The 24,529-nt window shown below is 45.1% G+C and carries 22 protein-coding genes; 13 read left to right on the plus strand and 9 right to left on the minus strand.

The features are described from left to right. Positions 1-20 precede the first annotated feature (20 nt). Positions 21-209: a hypothetical protein gene (locus tag MU515_RS01375; protein ID WP_260258569.1), complete on the plus strand. Its 189-nt coding sequence runs from the start codon at positions 21-23 to the stop codon at positions 207-209. Between the two features lie 21 nt (positions 210-230). On the opposite strand, the gene MU515_RS01380 is transcribed toward MU515_RS01375, so the two are convergent. The 3 genes from MU515_RS01380 to MU515_RS01390 all read right to left on the minus strand — a co-directional run bounded on the left by MU515_RS01380 (position 231) and on the right by MU515_RS01390 (position 1,822). Then, positions 231-659 carry a VOC family protein gene (locus tag MU515_RS01380; RefSeq protein WP_260258570.1) on the minus strand — a complete coding sequence of 143 codons (429 nt, stop codon included), beginning with the start codon at positions 657-659 and terminating at the stop codon, positions 231-233. A 114-nt stretch (positions 660-773) separates the two neighbouring features. Next, positions 774-1,148: a ribosome recycling factor family protein gene (locus MU515_RS01385; RefSeq protein WP_260258571.1), complete on the minus strand. Its 375-nt coding sequence runs from the start codon at positions 1,146-1,148 to the stop codon at positions 774-776. 86 nt (positions 1,149-1,234) lie between these two features. Further along, positions 1,235-1,822: a TfoX/Sxy family DNA transformation protein gene (locus tag MU515_RS01390; RefSeq protein WP_260258572.1), complete on the minus strand. Its 588-nt coding sequence runs from the start codon at positions 1,820-1,822 to the stop codon at positions 1,235-1,237. 364 nt (positions 1,823-2,186) lie between these two features. Between MU515_RS01390 and MU515_RS01395 the strand changes: the two genes are divergently transcribed. The 5 genes from MU515_RS01395 to MU515_RS01415 all read left to right on the plus strand — a co-directional run bounded on the left by MU515_RS01395 (position 2,187) and on the right by MU515_RS01415 (position 7,640). Continuing rightward, the gene (locus MU515_RS01395) at positions 2,187-3,107 is read left to right on the plus strand and encodes an HDOD domain-containing protein (protein ID WP_260258573.1); all 921 of its coding nucleotides are present in this window, start codon (positions 2,187-2,189) and stop codon (positions 3,105-3,107) included. A gap of 15 nt (positions 3,108-3,122) precedes the next feature. Further along, the gene (locus MU515_RS01400; protein WP_260258574.1) at positions 3,123-4,028 is read left to right on the plus strand and encodes a LysO family transporter; all 906 of its coding nucleotides are present in this window, start codon (positions 3,123-3,125) and stop codon (positions 4,026-4,028) included. Positions 4,029-4,092: 64 nt separating this feature from the next. Further along, positions 4,093-4,605 (plus strand): hypothetical protein, encoded by a 513-nt coding sequence (locus tag MU515_RS01405; protein WP_260258575.1) that lies wholly within the window; start codon positions 4,093-4,095, stop codon positions 4,603-4,605. A gap of 249 nt (positions 4,606-4,854) precedes the next feature. Next, complete coding sequence (gene panP, locus MU515_RS01410; protein ID WP_260258576.1) at positions 4,855-6,501, plus strand: pyridoxal-dependent aspartate 1-decarboxylase PanP; 1,647 nt, start codon at positions 4,855-4,857, stop codon at positions 6,499-6,501. Positions 6,502-6,785: 284 nt separating this feature from the next. Next, a complete protein-coding gene (locus MU515_RS01415) occupies positions 6,786-7,640 on the plus strand; it encodes a MurR/RpiR family transcriptional regulator (RefSeq protein ID WP_260258577.1) in 855 nt (284 codons plus the stop codon). A 71-nt stretch (positions 7,641-7,711) separates the two neighbouring features. Here MU515_RS01415 and MU515_RS01420 read toward each other — a convergent pair whose 3' ends face one another. Continuing rightward, positions 7,712-8,968: an iron-containing alcohol dehydrogenase gene (locus MU515_RS01420; RefSeq protein WP_260258578.1), complete on the minus strand. Its 1,257-nt coding sequence runs from the start codon at positions 8,966-8,968 to the stop codon at positions 7,712-7,714. Between the two features lie 269 nt (positions 8,969-9,237). Between MU515_RS01420 and MU515_RS01425 the strand changes: the two genes are divergently transcribed. Both MU515_RS01425 and MU515_RS01430 read left to right on the plus strand, forming a co-directional pair. Continuing rightward, positions 9,238-9,501, plus strand: coding sequence for a GrxA family glutaredoxin (locus MU515_RS01425; RefSeq protein WP_260258579.1), 264 nt, complete (start codon positions 9,238-9,240; stop codon positions 9,499-9,501). A 226-nt stretch (positions 9,502-9,727) separates the two neighbouring features. Continuing rightward, positions 9,728-11,410, plus strand: coding sequence for an aspartate:alanine antiporter (locus MU515_RS01430; protein ID WP_260258580.1), 1,683 nt, complete (start codon positions 9,728-9,730; stop codon positions 11,408-11,410). A gap of 80 nt (positions 11,411-11,490) precedes the next feature. On the opposite strand, the gene metE is transcribed toward MU515_RS01430, so the two are convergent. Then, positions 11,491-13,779 carry a 5-methyltetrahydropteroyltriglutamate--homocysteine S-methyltransferase gene (gene metE, locus MU515_RS01435; RefSeq protein ID WP_260258581.1) on the minus strand — a complete coding sequence of 763 codons (2,289 nt, stop codon included), beginning with the start codon at positions 13,777-13,779 and terminating at the stop codon, positions 11,491-11,493. A gap of 290 nt (positions 13,780-14,069) precedes the next feature. Here metE and MU515_RS01440 point away from each other — a divergent pair, with 290 nt between their 5' ends. Beyond that, positions 14,070-14,981 (plus strand): LysR substrate-binding domain-containing protein, encoded by a 912-nt coding sequence (locus tag MU515_RS01440; protein ID WP_260258582.1) that lies wholly within the window; start codon positions 14,070-14,072, stop codon positions 14,979-14,981. Positions 14,982-15,029: 48 nt separating this feature from the next. Here the strand turns inward: MU515_RS01440 and MU515_RS01445 are convergent, their stop codons facing one another. Next, a complete protein-coding gene (locus MU515_RS01445; protein ID WP_260258583.1) occupies positions 15,030-15,230 on the minus strand; it encodes a DUF4250 domain-containing protein in 201 nt (66 codons plus the stop codon). A gap of 85 nt (positions 15,231-15,315) precedes the next feature. Continuing rightward, a complete protein-coding gene (locus MU515_RS01450; RefSeq protein ID WP_260258584.1) occupies positions 15,316-15,987 on the minus strand; it encodes an HI_1241 family integral membrane domain in 672 nt (223 codons plus the stop codon). A 188-nt stretch (positions 15,988-16,175) separates the two neighbouring features. Here MU515_RS01450 and MU515_RS01455 point away from each other — a divergent pair, with 188 nt between their 5' ends. Continuing rightward, positions 16,176-18,566, plus strand: a complete 2,391-nt coding sequence (locus MU515_RS01455; protein WP_260258585.1) for a YgiQ family radical SAM protein — start codon at positions 16,176-16,178, stop codon at positions 18,564-18,566. Positions 18,567-18,657: 91 nt separating this feature from the next. Here MU515_RS01455 and serC read toward each other — a convergent pair whose 3' ends face one another. Then, a complete protein-coding gene (gene serC, locus MU515_RS01460; protein WP_260258586.1) occupies positions 18,658-19,740 on the minus strand; it encodes a 3-phosphoserine/phosphohydroxythreonine transaminase in 1,083 nt (360 codons plus the stop codon). A 129-nt stretch (positions 19,741-19,869) separates the two neighbouring features. After that, positions 19,870-21,129, minus strand: coding sequence for a DUF945 family protein (locus tag MU515_RS01465; protein WP_260258587.1), 1,260 nt, complete (start codon positions 21,127-21,129; stop codon positions 19,870-19,872). A gap of 184 nt (positions 21,130-21,313) precedes the next feature. Here MU515_RS01465 and MU515_RS01470 point away from each other — a divergent pair, with 184 nt between their 5' ends. The 3 genes from MU515_RS01470 to MU515_RS01480 all read left to right on the plus strand — a co-directional run bounded on the left by MU515_RS01470 (position 21,314) and on the right by MU515_RS01480 (position 24,485). Continuing rightward, complete coding sequence (locus tag MU515_RS01470) at positions 21,314-23,263, plus strand: ATP-binding protein (RefSeq protein ID WP_260258588.1); 1,950 nt, start codon at positions 21,314-21,316, stop codon at positions 23,261-23,263. Next, entirely contained in the window at positions 23,263-23,760 is a 498-nt protein-coding gene (locus MU515_RS01475; protein WP_260258589.1) for a response regulator, read from the plus strand. Before MU515_RS01470 ends, MU515_RS01475 begins: the two co-directional genes overlap by 1 nt. A gap of 179 nt (positions 23,761-23,939) precedes the next feature. After that, positions 23,940-24,485 carry a porin family protein gene (locus tag MU515_RS01480; RefSeq protein WP_260258590.1) on the plus strand — a complete coding sequence of 182 codons (546 nt, stop codon included), beginning with the start codon at positions 23,940-23,942 and terminating at the stop codon, positions 24,483-24,485. The last annotated feature ends 44 nt before the right edge of the window (positions 24,486-24,529 follow it).

A 24,529-nucleotide genomic window follows, 5' to 3' on the forward strand; every position in this document is an offset into this window, starting at 1 on the left:
TAGATATGTATGGAGTTCCAATGGAACAAGCGAAAAAGGCGGCCACTATAATTTCTAGCTGTAAAATAATTCATGACACAGGTCTAGATCTTAGAAATTCGCGACAAAAAATAACGCCATCTATAATTTTAGACGGCGTTATTTACATGAAACTTGGCGAGAACACTTATTTAGCTGGTGAGATTCAAGCGCTCCAAAAGATGAGTTAGCGAGTCAAACAGCAAAGGAAACTACTGCTGGTAATCATTGCGCTCTTCGGCTTTATCAGAGTAATACTCAATAAATTCAAACTGCACATTATGCTTATCAACATAGTAAACATTTTTCCGGTGCGGGTGCTCAGCGCCCCAATGGTCTAACTCAAAACCAGCTTGAGATAAGCGCGCAATTAGATTATCGACATTTGGCACAGCAATACCGATATGTTTAACACCGGTAAAGCGGTCGGTCCACTCTCCTTGCGTACCCTCTCCCAATGAGTTTAGCGCGATATAGGATTGCTCATCGCCAATATGATTCCACTCAACGGTTTCACCATCAACATTCTGATATTCACCACCACCTCTAACTTCCCAAGATGGAATCGCGGCTAATAAGAACTGTGTGGTATGTGCCATATCTACTACTGAGATATTTGCATGTTCAACGTAACTTGTCATAAAAGTGCTCCTTGCGTTTTGATTATTCCTAATTGAATATCAACACTCTAAAACCTTAACTTAACTTGAGGTAAAGCACTTTTTTAACCTTTATGAAATATCAGGAGGGCGACTCTAAAAAGCATCGGCGTCAAAACGCGCTCGACGAGCCTCAGCTTGAGTGCAATTTGTCTCGCTCATCAACTCACTTAATGTGATCGCTGGATTGGCTTCGATAAGCGCTGCTAATTGCTGCTCTATTGAAAGGGAAGGTTTTAGTGAATTTAAGTGCCGTTCCACTTTGTCTTGAATAAAACGACTTTGTGACAGTTGGGATAACTGGGTGCAAAAATCGGATATATGAGAAATTTCACCGATTAACTGCCAATGCCGAGACCGACGTACTCGTTTCAGTTGGCATTGATATTGAGTCGCAAGATCACGAGCAACATCTAGCTGCTCTCGGCCAATACGATGGATTAACGAAGGTAGTGAGATAGTTTCTTTCATAAAAACAAACACCGAGCGTAATCGCTCGGTGTCTTCTAGAATCAACAGCGTTTGGTATTACCAAACTAACGCTTATAAACAACGCCTTATGAACAGCTCGCTAAAAGCTGACGCTTACGTGGTTCCTGAATCAATTTCCAGTGAATACCTTCGATAGCACCGGCAAACTTCCAAAGTAGCTTAACATCGACGTCACTGCCGTAAGTTTGTTTAACTTTAGAGAACACGGTTGGCGCGCCCATTTCGATAAATGTATCCACGTCATCAATACCCGCCTTTTTAACCATACGCTCAAGAGTAAGCTGCATGTTTGGCAAATCGCGTAAGCGACGGTTTGCTGACGATCGTTTAAATTTACGTTGAGAAACCGAAAGGTCTATCGACTTCTTAACGATAACATCTAACTCTTTGTTTCGGGAGTCAAACAGCTCAGTAATATCGTAGTAGTTTACTGTTGCTGTAGTCTGTTTTTTTACATGACGATATTTCTCACACCCTAAAGCGATCAGATCTTCATCCAACTCTTTACCACCGCGGATAAAAATGCGCTCCGCGCTGAGTAATGCGAACATGGCATCATTTTGGAAGAGGCCAGTTCCGCCAAACATTGAACGCTTCTGAAAGCTCCCATATTTGCCAACGTACTGAATAAACATTTGGTCTGTCATATCCATTGATCCTTCTAATCTAGAAAAGCCCCGATTATTTATGATCACCAGATAGCAGCGTTTTTAAGCGAAAAAATTAGGTTGAAAATGTAGTGTATTTTATGAAGCTTCAACCCTTAAATTTGATAGCTGAAATGATAGTTAACGAAACAAAATAAGTCTGGTCATACTTCACATCAATAAGACCGAATTTCAGGAAATATGAGACTAGAATCACATCCTAAAATAAACTTGACACCATGCGTCAAAAAAATCACTATTCGACGCAGTTAAAATTACTCTGTGAATTGTCAGCAACTGATAATGAACGATTGCTTGTTTAGTCGGAGAAACGGTACACTAACCGCCTATAATTCATCATTATTAATTTATGACTCATTTATCTTTTTATTGGCTGCCAAATAACCAAGATCTCATCATTCAGAGTCTTGAGAGCGAGTTCGCAAATTTCCTTGAGAGCTCTATAGAGTCAGGCAAAATCAATTTGCCGCCGATTTCCGAAGTTGTCCTTAAAATACAAAAGCTCTGTACTCAAGATTCCGCTACTGTGGTTGATATCGCTGACTGCTTAGTTGCCGACCCTGGCTTAACTGCTGCTGTCATCCGCGTGGCTAACTCGGTTATCTTTAACCGCCGTAATATTGAATGCACTGAAATCATTACCGCCGTTTCCCGCTTGGGCATGCTGCGCGTGCGAGATATTGTTACTGCGCAAGCTATCGAGCAACTCAAAAACTCCGTAAACCTATCTGACGAATGTAATGCCATCTTACGTAAGAGCGCGATTACCTCGAAAGAGCTGTCTGCTACCATGGTCATGGTAACTAAAGAGTTCAAGAACGCTGATCCTCAGCGCTACGGCATACTCGATACTGACAAAGCTCTTCTAACCGGCCTACTGGCCGACATTGGCTTATTTTGCATCGTAAACGAGTACTACCTCTATTCAGAGAAAGGTAACTACCTTGATTGGGATTTAGCCCTTCGCGTGTTCGACAACCTATGCTCTTCTGCGAGCAAGTTAGTGTTGAACAAATGGGGCTTCGATGCGGACTTCGTTGACGTGGCAACCAACCAAGATAACCAGCATCAAGACGCAGAAATCTCCTACCTTGATATTGCGCGAATCGCCAACCACATCCTAATGTTCAGACGCCAAGATGAAGCCATCGACGAACATTCTATTGAGATTGATGTTACCGGTGCAGATGTTCTGTACAAACTCACTAATTTAGGTGATATTGAGTTCAATACGAAAATTGATGAACTTATCAGCGCCAGCGGCATTTAGTGATCAGGAAGGACCATGTTCTCAGGGATGTTATTTATCTTTACCCCACTTGTTGTGGGGTATTTTATATCGATTTCAAATCAGCGTTTACTCGAAAGAATCAACAGCACAACCTCTTACCTAATCTTGGTGATCCTCGCCTTAATGGGGTTAAGTCTTGCTGCGCTTGATGACCTTGGGCAAAACCTTCAAATCTTAATCAAGTACACCGCGACTTTCTTCTTCAGTTTAGGCGCATGTAACATTGCTATTTTGCCGCTTATCGATAGATTTTTACCGATAGAAACCGACATCAAAAATAGTAAACTCCCCCTTTCCAGCATGGCATTAGAATCACTCAAGCTTATCTTGGTTGTCGGTGCTGGTTTAGCCGCTGGTCTTTTATTACCTATTGATCTCTCATGGGTCGATACCGCCAGTGAGTGGATCTTAATCGTGCTACTGTTTTTTATTGGCATCCAACTGCGCAATAGTGGCCTTACTCTCAAGCAAATCCTAATTAATAAGCAAGGGATGTGTATCGCGGCTTTAGTCATCGCGAGTTCGTTTCTTGGTGGCATCATTGCGGCATTAATTCTAGATATCGATATCTTCCGCGGTTTAGCTATGGCATCTGGCTTTGGCTGGTACTCGTTAGCTGGCATCTTAATGGGTGATGCTTTCGGCCCTATCTACGGCGGCGTCTCTTTTATGATTGAGCTATTGCGTGAATTGGTTGCGCTGGTACTCATCCCGATGGTGATTCGTACTAAGCCATGTACCGCGATTGGCTATGCAGGCGCGACTGCCATGGACTTCACACTGCCTGTCATCCAATCCACGGGCGGTGTGCGCTGCGTACCCGTCGCGATTGTTAGTGGCTTTATTCTTAGTTTGTTAGTACCCGTATTAATGCTTTTCTTTGTCTCTCTTGCAGGTTAGATCTCAGGATTTTTGACAAATTACGTTTACAATAAAGCAATACTTATAACAATTAGGAAGCCTGATGAAACGGATGATAACTGCATTAGTGCTGAGCACCCTCGCCTCTGCCAGCTTTGCCGCTGATAACGCATGCTTGGCCAATAAGTACGACGCGTACGTAGATGCCTCTATGCGCTGGTATCAAGATCTCGCCGAGCTCACCTCAGCGCAATACCCAGAGCTAGCCGAAGTAAGCCAGTGGTATTTAGAAGGTCGCCAGCACCATTTCGCGCTCAATGCCGCGGCGGTCAAACACTATCTCGAAAATGACCCTAGCAAAGTGGCGACTGAACGTTCAGTGGAAGGCTGGTTACAACTCGAACAAAAAGAAATCAAAGCGCTAGCCAAGCGAGCTGATGAATTAGGTAAGATTGCTGAGCAAACCTTTACTGACCGCCAATCAAAGCCGCATCCAAAAAACTATGAGTTACGCTCTGCGTTAGCCGATTTACTCAGCCATCCAAGCAAGATCGACAAAGCGTTACAACGTTACAATCAATCCGTTAGCGAAATTGCCCAAACCGAGTGCCAGTAAACGTCTAACTCTATTCTAAGCGCTTTATAACTTATATAGATTAGAAGACAAACCGTCAGCCAAGCCTGACGGTTTTCTATTTATAGGATCTAGCCCCGCCATTTCTTACTTTTAATGAACAAAATCAATACAATTTGCCGCTATTTACTGAATAAGAAATCTAAGATTATTCAATTAAGGCGGGACATTAGTCCCATTTTCGTTTAGATTGTTCGGCTGCAACAAGAATGATAAGAGCAGTGTATTTGCATGGTATCGGAACAAAGAACGGCTGACGTGAGCTTCGAGAGTTTACTTCGAATTTTCACCGTCCCAGAAGGCCCAGACTCAACACTCACTCAAATAGAAGAAAAACTATCGCGCAACTTAAACAAGTTTTTGCGAGAGCACATAGTGGCGGAAGAAAAACCGCTGCGTGAGATTGAAAAAGACTTTTCTAATGCCGCGATACCCGAGCAACCTGAGTTTGTCTCAGACCATACTCAGCACCTGCTTGATAATCTTGTCTCCCATTCGGTTCATACTTCTGCACCAAGCTTTATTGGTCACATGACTTCTGCCCTGCCGTATTTCTTAATGCCGCTGTCAAAGATCATGATCGCCCTGAACCAAAACTTGGTGAAGATTGAAACCTCAAAAGCTTTCACTCCTTTAGAGCGTCAAGTTCTGGGGATGCTTCATCGCCTTATCTATGCTCAGCAAGATGGCTTTTACGATAAGTGGATGCACAGTGCCAACCACTCGCTTGGAGCATTCTGCTCTGGCGGCACAATCGCGAACATCACTGCCCTTTGGGTGGCTCGCAACAACGCACTGCGCGCGAGAAATGGCTTCAAAGGCGTAGAAAAAGAAGGCCTATTCCAAGCCATGAAACATTATGGCTACGATGGCCTTGCGATTTTGGTTTCTGAGCGTGGCCACTATTCATTGAAAAAGGCGGCTGATGTTTTAGGTATTGGTCAGCAAAGTCTCGTTGCGGTGAAAACCAATAGCGATAACCGCATTTGCCCTGATGACCTATTGGCGCAAATCAAATCGCTTAAGGCGAAAAACATTAAGCCATTTGCTGTGGTTGGTGTGGCTGGTACAACAGAAACTGGCTCTATCGACCCACTACGCGACATTGCTAAGATCTGCCAGCAAGAAGAGTGTCATTTCCACGTTGATGCGGCTTGGGGCGGCGCGACGTTAATGTCGAACAACTACCGTCATCTACTTAATGGTATTGAATTAGCCGACTCTGTAACGATCGATGCCCATAAACAGCTTTATATTCCTATGGGTGCGGGCATGGTTCTGTTTAAAGATCCAAGCTCAATGAAATCTATCGAGCATCATGCCCAATATATTTTGCGTAAAGGCTCAAAAGACCTTGGTAGTCACACGTTAGAAGGTTCTCGTTCGGGCATGGCGATGCTGGTTTACGCCGCAATGCACATTATTAGCCGCCCGGGTTATGAGCTACTTATTGATCAAAGTATCGAAAAAGCACGTTATTTTGCAGAATTGATTGAGCAACAAGCTGACTTTGAGTTAGTGTCTCACCCTGAGCTTTGCCTGCTGACCTATCGTTACTTACCAGAGCATATAAAACACGCACTGGAAATTGCGAATGCCGATCAGCGAGCGGAACTCAACGGACTATTAAATGAATGGACGAAGTTCATCCAAAAACGTCAACGTGAGAACGGTCGATCATTTGTATCGCGCACAAGATTAACGCCAGCCCATTGGGATCGCCTCCACACTATTGTTTTCCGTGTGGTATTAGCTAACCCGCTGACGACATGCGATATTTTGCAAAACATTCTGCAAGAACAACGAGACATCGCCCAACAAGCTCCTAAGCTGACACAGAAGATCGAAGCTCTAGCACAACAAATATGCGCAAAGTGAAACTTTCTTTCTGATTTGTTGTAACTTCATATCATTACAAGCCTCTATTTCGTCACTTTTGGGCGAATTAAAACAAAATTGTGTAGTTTTTCTAAAATTTTGTTTGAGGCTTGTCATATTCTCACCAATTGATTCGTATAAAAATTACTGGAACAGCGTGGGATAGGTTTATACTGGCTCAATGGCGCTGGTGAATAGAATCCAATCGAAGTGAGATGTTATAAACTCGATTTGACGTGTAAGTTGTTGTCCAGCGAGTTGTTCTCTATACCCCTGTGAACACTATGAATACATTAGAAAAAATCCAAAAAAATCTAGAGAATTTCAGCAAGTCTGAACGCAAAGTTGCCGAAGTTATTATGGCATCGCCACAGACAGCTATTCACTCTAGCATTGCAACATTGGCAAAAATGGCCGATGTGAGTGAGCCTACAGTTAACCGTTTTTGTCGCCGCTTGGACACCAAAGGCTTCCCTGACTTTAAACTGCACTTAGCGCAAAGTCTGGCAAACGGCACTCCATACGTAAACCGTAACGTAGAAGAAGACGACGGCCCAGATGCCTACACCCATAAGATTTTCGAATCCACTATGGCGTGTTTGGATGTGGCGAAAAACAGCCTAGACCCGATGCAGGTTAATCGCGCTGTTGATCTTCTTACTCAAGCGAAACGTATTTCGTTCTTCGGTTTAGGCGCATCTTCAGCGGTAGCTAAAGACGCACAAAACAAGTTTATTCGTTTTAATATCCCTATTACTTGTTTTGAAGACATCGTCATGCAACGCATGAGCTGCATTAACTGTTCTGACAACGACGTGATCGTGCTTATCTCGCACACAGGTCGTACTAAGAGCCAAGTTGAAATCGCTAATCTTGCTCGCGAGAACGGTGCAACGGTTATTGCCGTAACAGCAAAAGATTCTCCGCTAGATAAAGCAGCATCGCTTTCTATCTCTCTGGATGTGCCAGAAGACACTGACGTTTACATGCCAATGGCAAGTCGCGTTGTGCAGATGACAGTAATTGATGTGCTAGCAACAGGCTTTACACTGCGTCGCGGCGCGGGTTTTCGTGAAAACCTTAAACGCGTAAAAGACGCACTGAAAGATTCTCGCTACGACAAGCTTTCACACTTCTAGACTAGTGGTCTAACCCACGCAAACAGCATAAACAAACGGAGCCGATTGGCTCCGTTTTTGTTTTGCTCTATTTATTTTATATCCGCTATCGGTGGTGATAGTCCTCGCCGCCCCGACTCATCAACCACTTCGGCTAAAGACGCGCGTTCAATATCGGCACTCTCAGTACACTCCCCTTGGCATTGGCATACTTGCTGAAGAATATAGGTCAATCGCTCTTTGGTTAGAGGAAGTGGATTCCCTTTGATCGCCACCGATTTAAGCGCATCATTGGCGACATCTTCAAACGACGTGCTGCACACACCAAAGCTATTTAAGTTAGGCAAACCGAGCTTATCTAGCATCATATTTACCCAAAGTATGCTGTCAGTTCGGCAAGCATTGGTTCGCTCGGTGAGAATTTGCGCCACCTTTTGATATCGCGCTAATACATCTGCTCGGCCTGCATCTTGCGCAGCTCGAATGTTTTCTTGCATTACATAAGGTGCGAGACGAGCGGTTATCACACTATGCGGCGCGGCGAGTTTGCCACCAAGCGCAGAAGCTAAACCATGGGCAGCGCCTAACTTCGCATTGGTGATCGCCATACCACCAAGCATGGCGGCAAAAGACAAATCACTGCGTGATTTAAAATCATCTTGCAAACAACCCGCTAAGATAGCGCCACTTAGACGTCTTAACCCTTCTTCACACACCATATCGGTCAGCGGGTTAGGATCGCCACAGACATAGGCCTCCATCAAATGAGTAAACGCATCCATAGCACCGCGGCCTGATGTATAGCTATCAGTGCCGTAGGTTAATGTTGGGTCAACAATCGCTACGTCGGCCAACATATCTGGACTACGCAAACTCACTTTTACTTGGTCTTGCCCCGAGCGAAGCACAGCATTTCGCGTCACTTCAGAGCCGGTACTCGCCGTTGTGGGAATAGCAATAAAAGGGATCGGCTTGGTTTTTAAAGGAACGTTGCGCCCGACCACTTCAACATAATCGTAAACATCGCCTTGGTTAGGGATGATCGCCGCAAGGGCTTTCCCCATATCGATAACACTACCGCCGCCTATCGCCACCACCATATCTGGCTTAAACTTACGCCCTGATAAAGCGGTCTCTTCAACCATAGTGATGTTAGGTTCGCCTGAAATGGCCACATGCTGATAGCGCATGTTTTGCTGTTTTAGATAATTGATTAATGGAGAGGCTCGAGAGGTGTTTTGTCCAGTGACAAGCAGTACGCTGTAACCAAATTGGTTGAGAACGGAGAGAGACGATTGCAACGCACCTTCACCAAAGATGATTCGTGTGGAGGTCATAAATTGAAACACAATTACACTCCTTAGGCTTAAATTGGGCTAAATCTAGATTGCCTTGTGGCAAACAAAAAAAAATTGACCTACAGCGCTTTGTCGAAAATAACCCTATTTATTTTGATGCTTTCGCGACTTGTCCCACGGCTTTAATGGCAACATATCCTTATTCTCGCCTGCTTTTTCAGCAATAGATTCTACCTATCAAATCAAGAGGCAAATGCCACTTTATTTTCCCTCTCGATTAATGCATAGTTGCAGCTATCAAAATAAAGGAGAAAGAGTATATGTTCGTAGTTATTTTCGGTCGCCCAGCATGTCCATTCTGTGTTCGCGCAAAAGAGCACGCAGAAACGCTAAAAGCAAAACGTGACGACTTCAACTACCGCTACGTAGACATCCACGCTGAAGGCATTTCAAAAGCGGATCTAGAAAAAACAGTTGGTAAGCCAGTAGAAACTGTACCTCAAATTTTCATCGATCAAGAGCACATCGGCGGCTGTACTGAATTTGAAGAATACGCAAAAGAGAACCTAGGTCTTTTCGACTAATCTCACACTGCGAAACGAATTATTAAAAACCGCTGCTTTTGCAGCGGTTTTTTCATATCTAACAGAAACTTAGGCCAAAACAAGAGATTCGTTCACTGCTACTAAAAATAATAGTACTTTCTACTTATCTTTTTTATTTTTTCAGCTACAATTTGCACAACCTATACTTGAGCTCAAAAAATGGCCTTAAGTATTTTTTTCTGGCACAGACACAAGAATTGCCCCTGTGAACATTGACGTCGTACACTTGCTCGAACAAAACCCTATCCTCCTCATCTTTGTCGTATTGGCCATTGGCCTTGCTATCGGCAAAATCCGCTTCGGAAACCTTCAACTTGGTAACTCTATTGGCGTATTGATCACCTCGCTGATCATGGGTCACTTAGGTTTTACCTTTAACGCAGACGCCTTAACCATTGGCTTTATGCTATTTATCTATTGTGTAGGTATCGAAGCTGGGCCAAACTTTTTTGGTATCTTCTTCCGCGATGGTAAACACTATTTCATTTTGAGTATGGTGGTGCTTTCTACGGCGCTATTCATCACCCACTTCTGCAGCCGCTATCTAGGTTTGGACCTTGGCCTATCTGCCGGTATGATGGCGGGTGCGTTAACCTCGACCCCAGTATTAGTAGGTGCGCAAGATGCTCTGAACACCGGTCTGGCAACGCTACCGAGAAACATGGACTTTGGGCTAGTGCTTGAAAATATTTCGGTCGGTTATGCGATGGCTTACTTGATCGGCTTAATCAGTATGATCATGTTTGCTAAGTTGCTACCAAAACTGCAGAAAGAAAACCTATCAGACTCTGCTCAGCAAATTGCCCAAGAGCGTGGTTTAGGCAGCAGTGGTCAACGTAAAGTTTACCTGCCAATTATTCGTGCCTATCGTGTTGGCCAAGAACTTATCGATTGGACAGATGGTAAGAACTTACGTGAGCTGGGTATCTACCGCCAAACTGGTTGTTACATCGAACGTATTCGCCGTGGCGGAATTTTAGCGCACCCTGATGGTGATGCAATTTTACAAGAAGGCGATGAGATTGCGCTGGTTGGCTTCCCAGATAGCCATGCTCGTCTTGACCCAAGCTTCCGTAACGGTAAAGAAGTCTTCGATCGCAACCTACTTGATTTACGTATCGCAGAAGAAGAAATCGTCGTTAAGAGTGATGCCATTGCCGGCAAGCGCCTTTCAGATTTGAATCTCTCTGAATATGGCTGTTTCTTAAACCGCGTTGTACGTGCGCAAATCGAAATGCCAATGGATTTAGACATCGTATTAGCAAAAGGTGACGTACTGCAGGTAAGTGGTGAAAAGAGCCGCGTGCATGGCCTAGCGGAAAAAATCGGTTTCATCTCGATTCACAGCCAAATGGCTGACCTATTAGCCTTCTGTAGCTTCTTCATCCTTGGCTTACTGTTTGGTTTGATTACGATGACGTTTGGCCAAGTATCATTTGGCCTTGGTAACGCGGTTGGTCTATTGCTGGCAGGTATTTCACTGGGCTTCTTGCGAGCGAACCACCCTACTTTTGGTTATGTTCCTCAAGGTGCGCTTAACATGGTCAAAGACTTAGGCTTGATGTTCTTTATGGTCGGCATCGGGCTCAGTGCTGGCGGCAAGATGTTTGAGCATCTATCGCAAATCGGCCCGCAGGTGATTGGCCTTGCGTTCTTAGTCAGCGTGGTTCCCGTGGTTGCAGCTTACTTAGTTGGCGCCTACCTGCTTAAGATGAACCGTGCACTACTATTTGGTGCCATCATCGGTGCTCGCACCTGTGCTCCTGCAATGGACATCGTAAATGACTACGCGAAATCGACCATCCCAGCATTGGGTTATGCGGGTACCTACGCGATAGCCAACATATTGATGACCTTAGCCGGTACGGTGTTGATCATACTGAGCTAGACCTCTGATAAGAATAGAAAATCCCCGCTCACTGATTACAGTCGCGGGGATTTTTATTTTGGCCGAATAGACGGTTTTAGTTACGCTTGAGCAAACTCTTTACGCAGTTTCTTGGCTGCAGAGACCATGTTGGCGAGCGACGCTTCTGTCTCAGCCCAGTTACGAGTTTTTAGTCCACAATCTGGGTTTACCCATAAGCGCTGCGCCGGAATTTGCTCAGCCGCTTTGTTAATAAGACCTTCAATCCACTCTTCGGTTGGAATGTTTGGCGAGTGAATATCATATACGCCAGGGCCAATTTCATTCGGGTAATTAAACTCTTCAAACGCTTTCAGCAGCTCCATATTCGAGCGTGATGTCTCAATGGTAATCACATCGGCATCAAGTGCGGCCACTGAGTCGATAATTTCATTGAACTCTGAATAACACATGTGAGTATGAATTTGAGTCTCTGGCTTCGCGCTTGCTGCGGAGATCTTAAACGCATCCACTGCCCACTCTAAATATGCTTTGTGGTCACGCTTTTTCAGTGGCAAACCTTCACGAATTGCGGGCTCATCAATTTGAATAATGTTGATGCCTGCATCTTGTAGGTCAGACACTTCATCACGCAGCGCCAGTGCAAGTTGGTTAGCAATCTCTTTTCGCGAGATATCTTCACGTGGGAATGTCCAACATAAGATAGTCACCGGCCCAGTTAACATACCTTTCATCTGTTTACTGGTTAGCGACTGAGCATACGTAGACCAGCCAACTGTCATAGGTTTTTCACGCTCAATATCTGCAACCACGATGGCTGGTTTTACGCAGCGAGAGCCGTAACTTTGCACCCAACCAAACTTAGTGGTTTGAAAGCCTGCTAGGTTTTCAGCGAAATATTCCACCATGTCATTGCGCTCCGCTTCACCATGCACCAACACATCCAGATCTAACGCTTCTTGGCGTTTTACTGCATCTTCGATATGGCCTTTGAGCGCAATTTCGTATTCAGATTCCGATAACTTACCCGTGCGGAAGGCACTGCGTTGTACGCGAATTTCACTGGTTTGCGGAAACGAGCCTATCGTCGTCGTCGGAAACAATGGTAAGCCTAGCACTTCAGCCTGATGAGCCGCGCGTTCGTTATATGGCGCACTTCGCTCCGCTAACGCTTTGGTAATACTATTTAGGCGCTGCTGAACTTGAGGTTTGTTCACGTGAGCCGCTGTCTTACGCGCTTGAATTGGCGCACTGTAGGTATCACAAGCAAGAATCGCGTTTTGGTCGCCATCTAGCGCTGCCCCTAACAGCGAAACTTCGGTCACTTTTTGCTTAGCAAAAGCAAACCAGCTTTGCACTTCATCGGTTAGGTTTGGCTCTAACTCAAGATCAACTGGGCTGTGTAGCAGCGAACAAGACGAACCAATCCAAAGCTTTTCACCCAACTTGTCTTTTAACGGCTGAAGTGTTTGCAATTGCGCTGAAAGATCTGCGCGCCACACATTTCGGCCATTCACCACTCCAGCTGACAATACCCACTCTTTTGGTAACTTTTCAGCAACTTGATCTAACTGAGATGGCGCCGCAGACAAATCTACATGTAGACCATCAACTTCAAGCTCAACAATACGGTCGAGTGAATCAACAACAGAATCAAAGTAAGTAGTTAGCAGCACTTTGACATCACTACGAATCACTTGGTAAGCGAGCTTAAATGAATCCAACCATGGCTTTTCTAGTTCAAGTGATAGAATTGGCTCATCAATTTGTACCCATTCGATACCTTGTTTAGCCAACTTGGCCAAGATCGCTTGGTAGGCGGTGAGTAATCGTGGTAGCAAAGTTAGGCGGTCAAAGCCATCTTCCACTTCTTTACCTAGATATAGATAACTCAGAGGCCCCAACAACACTGGTTTCACCGTATGGCCTGCTTTTACTGCCTCGTTTACTTCTTCGAACAGTTGCGGCCAACTCACTTCAAAGCTCGTCTCTTTGTTAAACTCAGGCACTATGTAGTGATAGTTAGTGTTAAACCACTTCGTCATATCTGATGCGGCACTGCCCGCACAACCACAATTGGCTTGCGACTGACCACGCCCTACACGGAACAAGGTGTCTAAATCCGGAAAACCTTGGTCATGTCGCTTAGGCACGTTACCGAGTAGCAATGTGGTCGTCAGTACATGATCATACCAAGCAAAATCACCCGCGCTGACAAAGCTCAAATTCGCATCCGCCTGAGTTTTCCAGTTCTTTGCTCGTAGATCCGCGCCCACTTGCTTTAGCTCTTTCTGTTCAATTTCACCGCGCCAGTACTTTTCTAGCGCAAATTTGAGTTCGCGTTTTTCGCCAATACGCGGGTAACCTAAAATGTGCGTTGTCGTAGCCATAATCCAAATCCTTCGTTCAATATTTTATTTCGTTTGTTTGGTTCAGAGCCTACTTGATTGCTTTCTGCTTCAGAGCAACCAAAGGCGTCTGGATGGCTAAACTATCTCGCTTCTCGCCAAGATGAACAACGTCCAATTATTCAACTTGTTTATTAAAAAAATTCATAATCATTAATCTCAACCTCAAAAATAAATAAAGCAGACTTATAGACGTCTAGATGTTTACATTCACCTGTTACACAGGTAAGTTAGAAATATTCATGGAATGAAAATCTGGATGAACGTGATTGATGATAGAACTCAAACACCTAAGGACACTGCTCTCTTTACGCGACACTGGTTCGCTCACTGCCACCGCGACGGCGCTGCATTTAACCCAATCAGCACTATCTCACCAAATAAAAGATTTAGAAGCACGCATCGGCGGCCAACTGTTTTTGCGTAAAACTCGTCCGGTGAAGTTCACCTCTGAGGGAGAAATCTTGCTGCGTCTTGCGGATGATGTATTGCCACGTCTAGCGAGAGCAGAAAATGAACTCGCGAGCTTAAAAGAAGACGTAAATGGCCGACTGCATATGGCGATTGAATGCCACTCTTGCTTTCAATGGCTAATGCCAGCATTAAAGGAATATCAAGTGACATGGCCAAGTGTCACTTTAGATTTTTCATCCGGCTTTGGTTTTGAGCCTCTGCCTGCACTACTCAACGGCGAGCTTGATTTAGTGATCACTTCAGATATCCAACCAAGAGCGGAAGTACATTACGAACCTCTGTTCGATTTTGAAATGCGATTGATCACCGCCATCAACCACCCTCTCGCTTCGTTAAAGCAAATCGAACCAGAGCATTTACTAGATCAAACTATGATCTCTTACCCAGTGCAAAAGCAGCGTTTAGATGTGGTCAAACACTTCTTGCAACCAGCAGGCATTGAACCGGCTAAATGGAAGCAGTGCGATAACACATTAATGTTGGTACAAATGGTGTCAGCGGGATTAGGTGTTGCCGCACTACCAAACTGGGCAATCAGCGAATTTTCTCGCCAAGGGTTAATTACTAGCATCCCGTTAGGTGATGGGTTACAAAGACGGTTATTCGCAGCTACGCGAAATTCAGAAAAAGACAAACGCTATCTACAAGCGTTTTTCTCCACCGCGAAACAGCAGTGCAAAGCGCACTTAGAAGGGATAAAACTCGCTTAGTGGAATTATTGAGGTAATAAAAAAGGCGCTCTAGGCGCCTTTTCTCAATTATCGTTCGTATGATTTGAATTGATTGGTGAGCGGGTCATATTGGTAACCGAGTACGTCCAGTTTGCCCACAACATTCTCAACATCCATCTCATACATGCTGACTAGCTCATCGAAGCTATCGCACTCTAGCCGTAGTTTTTCGTTAACGATACCTAGAAGGATAATGCTATCTAGGCTTCGAACATTGCTCAGATCCATAACTCCACTCCTACTTTAATGGCTTACTTTTAGCCTAGACCTAAATAGTCATTTTTAAAGTGAAGCAGATCTAAAATGCCGCCAGTTATAGCACTTGGGCAATAAAACCTGAGCCAAGTAACATCACTAACGCAACACCAAGTTGTACTTTACTCACCGCTTTTTGAGTAAAGATATGCCAACACCAAACCACAACACCACTAATGAGTAGCGCAAGGCCAAATAGAATGGGTTGAGTCAGTTGGCTAAGTTGCTCTTCGCTCAATCCATAGGCTTTGAACAATACCGTCAAGCTCATCAGCATCGCAGAGACAACGCCTGCCGCAGGTAAAATTTTATGGAATGCTTGTAAACGAGTGCGCGCTACCGTCAGTAATAGATGCGCCAATGCAGCACCTAACAATAATACTTCAATCAACACCGCTAAGCCTGCAGACCAAGTGCTTGCCTCACCAATCATGATGCCCACGTAAGCCAACGCAAGACCATTAGCCATATACATCACCCATAATGGGCCTGAATCGCGAGTCTTTTTGGTTTGCACTTGGGTATAAAAATAGCCAATCGCGAAAACCACCATAAAGGCTTGGATTTTTAGCGAGGCTACGGCCAGCCATAAGATAGCTAACACAGGTAATAGTTTATGCACGCGGCCTCTTTGCCCCGGGCAAATATCGCCTTTGACTAACACTAGGGTTAAAACTAATTGCGCGCCTAAAAGCATTGGCGCAAACATCGTTAACAATTGCTGAACCATGTGTGATTTACTCACTAAAATAATAATAGGTGCGGATTCTACCAAACCTGCGGTTTTTCGCTATAAGGCAATGACCTTCTAATACGCAGTTTAGAAGCTAAACAGTCATAATATTCGATACAAAACGGCTATAGATACTCGTATCACAAGTCGCTATAATTCGCGCTCACTGGAATTAAGAGCAATATATGTACAACAATATCACGCCAATTCACGAGCATAAGAAATATTGGGCGGAGTGCTTTGGCACCGCACCATTTTTACCGACCAGCCGTAAAGAGATGGATGCTCTGGGATGGGACAGCTGCGACATCATCATCGTTACCGGTGATGCGTATGTCGATCACCCAAGTTTTGGTATGGCCATCATTGGTCGCCTACTTGAAGCACAAGGCTTTCGCGTCGGCATTATTGCTCAACCAGAATGGAATAATAAAGATGCCTTCATGGCATTAGGTAAGCCAAACCTATTTTTTGGTATTACCGCAGGTAACATGGATTCAATGATCAACCGCTACACTGCGGACAGAAAATTGCGCCATGACGATGCCTACACGCCAAACAACGAAGGCGGCAAACGCCCTGACCGCGCGACGTTGGTCTATTCGCAACGATGCCGCGAAGCTTACAAAGGTGTGCCAATTGTACTAGGTGGTATTGAAGCGAGCCTTCGCCGCTTGGCGCACTACGACTACTGGTCAGACAAAGTTCGTCGCTCAGTGCTGTTTGATGCTAAAGCAGACATTCTTCTATTTGGTAATGCGGAACGTGCGCTTGTTGAAGTGGCTCATCGCTTAGCTGACGGTGAAGAAATTTCTAGCTTAACTAATGTTCGTGGTACAGCGGTAAACCTACCTTGTGAGCCTGAGGACTACACCATCGTAGACTCATCACGTATTGAAAAGCCGCGTAAAGAAGCCTTCATTCCGCCAAACCCATACGCGGTTGAAGAGCAATGCGATACCAAAGCAAAAACTGAAGAGCCAGAAGCGAAGCCAATTACGATTCGCCCTTCTCGCCACGACGCTGCAACCACCGCGGTTCGCTTACCGCCATTTGAAAAGCTAAATAACGACCGTATTTTATACGCGCACGCTAGTCGCATTATGCACCTTGAGACCAACCCATATTCTGGTCGCGCTTTGATTCAACGTCATGGTGATCGCGAACTGTGGGTTAACCAAGCGCCGATTCCTCTATCTACACAAGAAATGGATTACGTATTTGGTTTAACTTATGCGCGTGTTCCTCACCCAAGTTACGGCAAAGCGAAAATCCCAGCTTACGACATGATTAAAACGTCGGTAAACATCATGCGTGGCTGTTTTGGTGGTTGTTCATTCTGCTCGATCACCGAGCACGAAGGCCGAATCATTCAAAACCGTTCTCAAGAGTCGATCATCAACGAGCTTGAAGAAATTCGCGATAAAGTACCTGGCTTTACAGGCACAATTTCCGACCTTGGCGGCCCAACGGCAAACATGTATCGCCTAGGTTGTAGCGACCCTAAAGCGGAAGCAAACTGTCGCCGCCCTTCTTGTGTATTCCCGGGTATTTGTAACAAGCTCAATACCGATCACAAGCACACCATCGACCTCTACCGCGAAGCGCGTAAAGTGAAAGGCATAAAGAAAGTGATGATCGCCTCCGGTGTGCGTTACGACTTAGCGATTGAGTCACCTGAGTACGTAAAAGAACTGGTTACTCACCACGTTGGTGGCTATTTGAAGATCGCCCCTGAACATACAGAGAAAGGCCCACTCGATCTGATGATGAAACCGGGTATGGGGACATACGACCGCTTCAAAGAAATGTTTGAAAAATACAGCCAAGAAGCAGGTAAAAAGCAGTACCTGATCCCTTATTTTATCTCTGCGCACCCGGGCACTGAAGATGAAGACATGGTTAACCTAGCGCTATGGCTGAAAAAGAACAACTTTGAAACTGACCAAGTTCAAAACTTCTACCCATCACCAATGTGTAATGCGACTTCAATGTATTACTCAGAGACTAACCCGCTGAAACGCGTGAAATACAAAAAACGCGAAGAAGTGCCAGTAGCGAAAGGTGATCGTCAGCGTCGTCTGCACAAAGCACTGCTGCGTTACCACGATCCAGCAAACTGGCCGATGATTCGTGAAGCACTGATCAACATGGGTAAAAAGCACTTAATTGGTGATAAGCCGGGCTGTTTGATTCCTGCGGAAGACTCCGATGTGCTAACCCCAGCTCAGCGCCGTAAGTCTGGCCGTCACGGTTCACAACGCTTTGCCACTAAGCATACTAAAAACCAACCGGGCTTTAGCAAAATGAACGGTAAGCGAGGCGAGAACAACGGCCAACGCAATACGGCTAAAGGTGGTAACGGCCAAGGTAACCCTAACAACCGCAATGGCGGCAAACCTAATTCTGGTGGCCAAAATCGTGGTAAAGGTAATCCACAAGGCGGGTCACAAAACCAAAATAACAACCAGAGCGGTTACCAAGGCAAAAACGGCGGAAGCACTAGTAATCGCCGTGGAACAACCGGAAATAATACCGGTAACGCGCAAGGTAAACGCAAACAGAGACAACGCTAATAATTCAGCGAATACTAAAGAGGCTGACCATATGGTCAGCCTCTTTCATTTCTATCAACTCTTTGCGTAGTGCAACAATATCCGATTGAACTTAAGCGTTTTTCTCTTCAAACTCGCGCATAAACTCAACCAAGGCTTGTACACCTTCTAATGGCACGGCATTGTAGATTGATGCACGCATACCACCTACGGCGCGATGACCTTTTAATGATACTAAACCACGTTCTGCAGCTTGCTCCAAGAACAGACCATCTAGCTCAGGTTTCGCCAATTGAAATGGCACGTTCATACGTGAACGGTTTTGAGGATGTACATTGTTGCGGTAGAAGTCTGAACCATCTACGTAGTTGTAAATCAATGCCGCTTTTTCACGGTTGATTTGCTCCATTGCCGCGACACCGCCCTGCGCTTTTAGCCATTTGAACACTAAGCCAGAGAGATACCAAGCAAACGTTGGTGGCGTGTTAAACATCGAGTCTTTTTCTGCCAAGACTTTGTAATTAATAAAGCTTGGTACCACTTGGCTCGCAAACTCCAACAGATCATCACGAACGATAGCGATGCAAAGACCCGCAGGGCCAATATTCTTTTGCGCACCCGCGTAAATCACGCCGTACTTGCTGACATCAATTTGACGAGAAAGAATATTAGAGGACATATCTGCAACGATCGGCAAATCGGTTTCAGGCAGCTCAGCGATCTCTACACCATCAATGGTTTCATTCGGGCAAAAGTGAACATACGCAGAATCAGCAGCGACTTTCCACTCGCTAGTTGGCTTTACTGCAACTTTGCCATCAATGGTTGTTTTCGCATCGAAAACATCCACTTCACAATATTTTTGCGCTTCATCGATGGCGCTTTCTGCCCAGTAACCTGCATCAACGTAGGTCGCTTTCTTTTTGTCACCAAGAAGGTTTAAAGGCACGGCTGCAAACTGCGCTCGCGCACCACCTTGGCAAAATAGAACTTTGTAGTTATCTGGAATATTGAGCAAATCACGTAAGTCTTGCTCAGCTTGCTCGGCCACTTGGATAAACTCTTTACTGCGATGGCTGATTTCCATTACAGACGTACCCAAGTTGTTCCAGTTAATGAATTCCGACTGGGCTTGCTCCATTACCGCTTTCGGTAAAGCCGCAGGGCCGGCACTAAAGTTAAAAACGTCACTCACAGTTTCTTTCCTTGCTGGTACTTTGTATAAGCCTTCATTAATACCACTTTTTTCGAGAGTTAAAAACAACAAAAGAGGTCTTAAGACCTCTTTTGATTGGCTAACGCTGTTTATTGATAACTTTTCAGCTTACATACCAAGCATTAAAGGTAACAGCATGTCTTGCAAAGCGATCTTTTGACCGCTTGCAAATTGTAATTGGCCATCTTTAAGCTCCGCTTTTAACTGGTAGCCTTTGTCTACTTCGCCGACAAACTCCATGACCATACCTTCATCAATGGCTGCGCGGAAGCTTGGGTTATCCGCCACGAACTGGTCAGAAGCGAATGTTTCTACGTGACCAGTTAGCGCAGGCAATACGATCATCGGGTTCATAGAGTAGCCTGCTTCTGATTCAGGCAGTTCAATCTTCCAGCTCGAAGAGAACGTACCCTCGCCCATCTGCATCGACAGCTTATTCAATGCAATATAGAAACCGCGCTTCATCATGCTGTCAATCGCTTCAATAAACTGGCGCTCGCCTTCTACTGTACCCACTGGCGCAGTTTCATACGCTAACATCAGCTTTTCAAAGCCAGACGCGTCTAGCTGACCAAACGTCATATCCACAGAGAAGTTATCCACTTTGTCGGTGCCCATGATCACATCATTCGCACTGATTGCGTGGTTGCTGTCTACACGTTGCTGCTGCTCATCGTATTGCGCTGAGTAAAGGTATTGACCTTGATTAAACTCAAACTCTTTGCCATTTTGCGGCGTCACAATGTTCATGTTTTCGATGACAACTGATTGATCACCGATCCAGAAGCCTTTTTGCTTCTTGCCGTTACCTTTCGCTGTTAAGCCTGTAACCATCCATTTCTCTGACGTTGTTGAGTCACCTTGGATAGATGGGATATTAAGCTCAAACTCCACTTCACCTAAAACGCTTACATGACCAGTCAGTGTTGATGGTGCAAATGAGAACATGCCTGCAGGTTCGGCCGTTAGCTCCGCTGCCCAACTATCCAGCTTGAACGCGAAATCTGTGTTGCCGTTCAGCTGAGTATCAGTGTGTAGTGTCAATTCTGGCCACATCTCAGTCGCTGAATCAGCACTTAGGCTGAATAAGCCGTGCTTAACTTCACTGGTAACGATCATTTCGGTTGGGATGTTATCAGCCGCAAACATTTCTGCGGTGAACTCATCTTTAACGACATAACGAGTCACAACCGTAGAACTTAGGTAACCGCGTTCATAGCTAACGACTTCCGCTTCAACAGCATCGCTATCAAGCTGAGCAATACCGTCATTAATTACGTTGTAGCCAATCTGACCAACCGCTAAAGGCCAACACAGAGCCAATGAGATTGCGCCGCCAATAGCGCCATATTTTTTAAGTTGTTGCATGATTTTTTGCTTATGTTTTATTAAATATCTACTTACAGTCTACACGAAAAAACCTTGAGTTAAATCAGAGTATTGGTCAAATAAATCGCCGGGCGATATTTCTATTAACTAGCTCTCAGCATATTTGCGACAAACTTGCTACGGTGAGTTTATAAGCATCTTATCTGTTTGGAGTTTCAGTTAAGTGAACCAATATGCCGTACTATGTGTAGACAACAATCCTGTTAGCGTTGAACAGTTGCGCCAAGAGCTCAGCTCCTTTGCGTCGCGTTTTGATATTCACAGCGCTGACACCATGGAAGATGCTCATGCCGCGCTGCAATACTGCCTTGATAATGACCAGCCAGTCGCATTAGTTATTGCCAGCCACCATGAAAGTTTCGATGGCGCTGACTTACTGATTCAGCTCGATAAATCACCTTTAACTCAAACTGCGCGTAAAATTCTCATCAGTTGCGGCCAAGATATTCAGGCCATTCTCGCTGCGGTCAATGAAGGCCGACTCGACCACTGTCTAACCAAACCGCTACAAGACAACTTGGTGTTCAAAACCGTCAAAAAAGAGCTGACGACCTTTGTCATCGAACACGACAAAGAAAACTTACTTCACTATAGCCAAGTACTAGACCAACAGCGACTGCTGCGTAGCCATATTGATTTGAAGATGCGCTCTTACCAAGAGGGTTTCATCTCTGAGCATCACCGTATGTCCGATGCGCAGTTAGCCGAGCAAGTCATTGATAGTTTAATTAATTTCTTCTCCAACGAAGATGACACCCGCGCACTCCGACGTTATTCCAGCGATCATTTACTCACTGTCGAAGGTGAAGAAAACCGTTTTCTTTGGTTTATTACCAGTGGTGAAGTGGCGCTGTATAAAAAAGACGAGCTCGGCATGCAACGTGAAGTTGTACGTCACACCAAAGGTAATTTAGTTGGTGGTATGTCATTTGTTACCGGTGAACCTTCATTCTCTACCGCCATAACTTTGACAGATACAGAGGTCATTAAATTAGACCGAGCAGTATTCACCAAAGTTATGCATTCCAATACGGCGTTGCTCCCTCTTTTCACCAACTTATTGTTACGCCATTTCAACCGCCGCTTACAACGCAGCATCAACACCAAGCTCGAGCTACAAAAAACCCTCGAATCATTAGAAACCGCTCATCAACAGCTGATTGAACGTGAGAAAATGGCCATGCTTGGCCAACTCGTCGCGGGAGTAGCTCACGAGCTTAATAACCCAATTGCGGCAATACTGCGCGGCACTGAAACCTTAACGGACAATATTCACCGCTTAGTGGCAGACAGCAGCCGCAATGTGGTTGAACAAGGTAACCAAATACTGACGCGAGCCTTGGCATCAAGACCGGAATCGACCTCCGACGAACGCCAAAAAGCCAAACAGTTAGAGCAGCAGATTGCCAATCGCCGCATTGCGAAAAAGATGGTGCGTTTGGGCTTAGAGCAAGACCAAGAATGGATTACCAAAGCAAAAGCCAACGCAGATATGGCCATGGCTGAGCTCAACGAACTAGAGAACTTCCATTTGGCAGGCTCCACACTGCGTTCAATCAATGTTTGTGCGCAACGTATCGCTGATATGGTCAAAAGCCTAAAAGGTTATGCGCGCCCAGATGATGAGACCTATCACTATGTCGATATTCATGAAGGCATCGAAGACACGTTAGTCATTTTTGAAAACAAGCTCAAACGTCATCAAGTAGAGAAAAGCTACGCTCCTCTACCCGATATCAAATGTTTACCAATCGCGCTGCAACAGGTATGGACTAACTTAGTGTCTAATGCGATAGATGCCTTCCCAGAGCAAGGCATACTCACAGTGACAACCAGCATGGTCAACAGACAAGGCCAAACATGGGCTGTGGTGGCATTTAAAGACAATGGCTGCGGCATCTCTAAAGAGCTTATCGAGCAAGTCTTTACTCTCAATTTCACTACGAAGAAGGAAGGAAACTTCGGCTTAGGTATCGGTTTGTCAGTATGCCAGCAGATTATTCAACAACATGGTGGCACTATTGAAGTGGAATCTGAGTTAGGTCACTTCACTCAGATGTCCGTTTGGCTACCGATTGAAACCCCATCAAACAACAGCGAGGAAAACCACTAATGAACAAATACCTCATCCTATGTGTCGACGACGAGCGAGAAGTATTAGATAGCGTCATTCAAGATCTCGACTGTTTTGAAGAGCATTTCATATTGGAAGCGGCTGAATCTGTCTCTGAGGCAAAAGAAATCATCCAAGAGGCCAAATCAGAAGGAACGCATTTAGCGCTCATCCTATGTGACCATATCATGCCGGAGCAAACTGGCATCAGTTATCTAATTGAATTAAATGAAGATAGTGATACAAAAGTCGCGAGAAAACTACTACTAACAGGTCAAGCCGGATTAGAAGATACAGTTGAAGCAGTCAACCACGCTAGCCTAGACTTCTATCTCGCGAAACCTTGGCATGGCGATGAAATTCGTCAAATCGTCAAAGATCAGTTGACCCAATACATGATTGCCAACGAGCCCGATCTGATGCGCTGGGCATCCGTGCTAGATACCGAGAAGGTCTTTAATGCACTAGCCGAAAATCGAATCAACTTTGGTGAATAACTGATTGAAAAATGAGGTCTGAATTAGCCAATATGGCATAATGTTTGCTTATTTTAAGTTATTCCGACAAAACAATGACATTGTGCCGACACATGGTTTATCAAAACGTTTAGGATAGCCGCTGCTTTCATGGCAAGATGTCGCCGAATAAAATTAGATATAGATAGGTTAATCTCCTTATGCGTAAATCAATCTTAGCTGCAGCGCTAGTGCTGGTATCTGGTCAAGCTTTAGCTCAAACTGACCCAAATAGCCCATCGGTAATGAGCAACTTTAGCTACGATTACGTCGAGGCGCGTATCGGCGCAAGCCCTGGTACTTTCGGTGCAGGCATGAGCAAATCAATCCACCCAAATGCACACGCAATTGGCCGTATTGACTCTGAGTTCTCTGGTGATTTCGATGCCGCTGCGGGTGTGGGCTTCCACGCTCCTATCAACAACTGGGCAGACCTAACGGGTGAAATCCTGTTCCGCATTGCTGATGACGGTACTAACGGCACTGATTCAGGCATGGAACTGAACGTAGGTGTTCGTCAATGGTTAGGCCCACAACTTGAAGTTGGCGGCAAAGCAGGTTACGTATCGCTAGACGACAACGAAGATTGGGTAGGTGCAGCGTACGCACGTTTCCACGCGTCAGAGCTTTTCTCACTAGGTGCTGAAGCACGCTTGAACGACTTCTACGACGATCAAATCATGTTCACAACTCGCTTTAAATTCTAAGTTTGAACTCAAGATATGAAAAAACCGACCTGATGGTCGGTTTT

The organism is Vibrio intestinalis (assembly GCF_025195085.2).
GTDB lineage: Bacteria > Pseudomonadota > Gammaproteobacteria > Enterobacterales > Vibrionaceae > Vibrio > Vibrio intestinalis.

Bases quoted from the DNA above. Each gene is read 5' to 3' on its own strand.
- MU515_RS01390 (WP_260258572.1), bottom strand. From the start codon at position 1,822: ATGGATATGACAGACCAAATGTTTATTCAGTACGTTGGCAAATATGGG.
- MU515_RS01380 (WP_260258570.1), bottom strand. From the start codon at position 659: ATGACAAGTTACGTTGAACATGCAAATATCTCAGTAGTAGATATGGCA.
- panP (WP_260258576.1), top strand. From the start codon at position 4,855: ATGGTATCGGAACAAAGAACGGCTGACGTGAGCTTCGAGAGTTTACTT.
- metE (WP_260258581.1), bottom strand. From the start codon at position 13,779: ATGGCTACGACAACGCACATTTTAGGTTACCCGCGTATTGGCGAAAAA.
- MU515_RS01405 (WP_260258575.1), top strand. From the start codon at position 4,093: ATGAAACGGATGATAACTGCATTAGTGCTGAGCACCCTCGCCTCTGCC.
- MU515_RS01445 (WP_260258583.1), bottom strand. From the start codon at position 15,230: ATGGATCTGAGCAATGTTCGAAGCCTAGATAGCATTATCCTTCTAGGT.
- MU515_RS01385 (WP_260258571.1), bottom strand. From the start codon at position 1,148: ATGAAAGAAACTATCTCACTACCTTCGTTAATCCATCGTATTGGCCGA.
- MU515_RS01465 (WP_260258587.1), bottom strand. From the start codon at position 21,129: ATGCAACAACTTAAAAAATATGGCGCTATTGGCGGCGCAATCTCATTG.
- MU515_RS01440 (WP_260258582.1), top strand. From the start codon at position 14,070: ATGATAGAACTCAAACACCTAAGGACACTGCTCTCTTTACGCGACACT.
- MU515_RS01480 (WP_260258590.1), top strand. From the start codon at position 23,940: ATGCGTAAATCAATCTTAGCTGCAGCGCTAGTGCTGGTATCTGGTCAA.
- MU515_RS01395 (WP_260258573.1), top strand. From the start codon at position 2,187: ATGACTCATTTATCTTTTTATTGGCTGCCAAATAACCAAGATCTCATC.
- MU515_RS01400 (WP_260258574.1), top strand. From the start codon at position 3,123: ATGTTCTCAGGGATGTTATTTATCTTTACCCCACTTGTTGTGGGGTAT.
- MU515_RS01475 (WP_260258589.1), top strand. From the start codon at position 23,263: ATGAACAAATACCTCATCCTATGTGTCGACGACGAGCGAGAAGTATTA.
- MU515_RS01450 (WP_260258584.1), bottom strand. From the start codon at position 15,987: ATGGTTCAGCAATTGTTAACGATGTTTGCGCCAATGCTTTTAGGCGCG.
- MU515_RS01375 (WP_260258569.1), top strand. From the start codon at position 21: ATGGAACAAGCGAAAAAGGCGGCCACTATAATTTCTAGCTGTAAAATA.
- MU515_RS01415 (WP_260258577.1), top strand. From the start codon at position 6,786: ATGAATACATTAGAAAAAATCCAAAAAAATCTAGAGAATTTCAGCAAG.
- MU515_RS01455 (WP_260258585.1), top strand. From the start codon at position 16,176: ATGTACAACAATATCACGCCAATTCACGAGCATAAGAAATATTGGGCG.
- MU515_RS01425 (WP_260258579.1), top strand. From the start codon at position 9,238: ATGTTCGTAGTTATTTTCGGTCGCCCAGCATGTCCATTCTGTGTTCGC.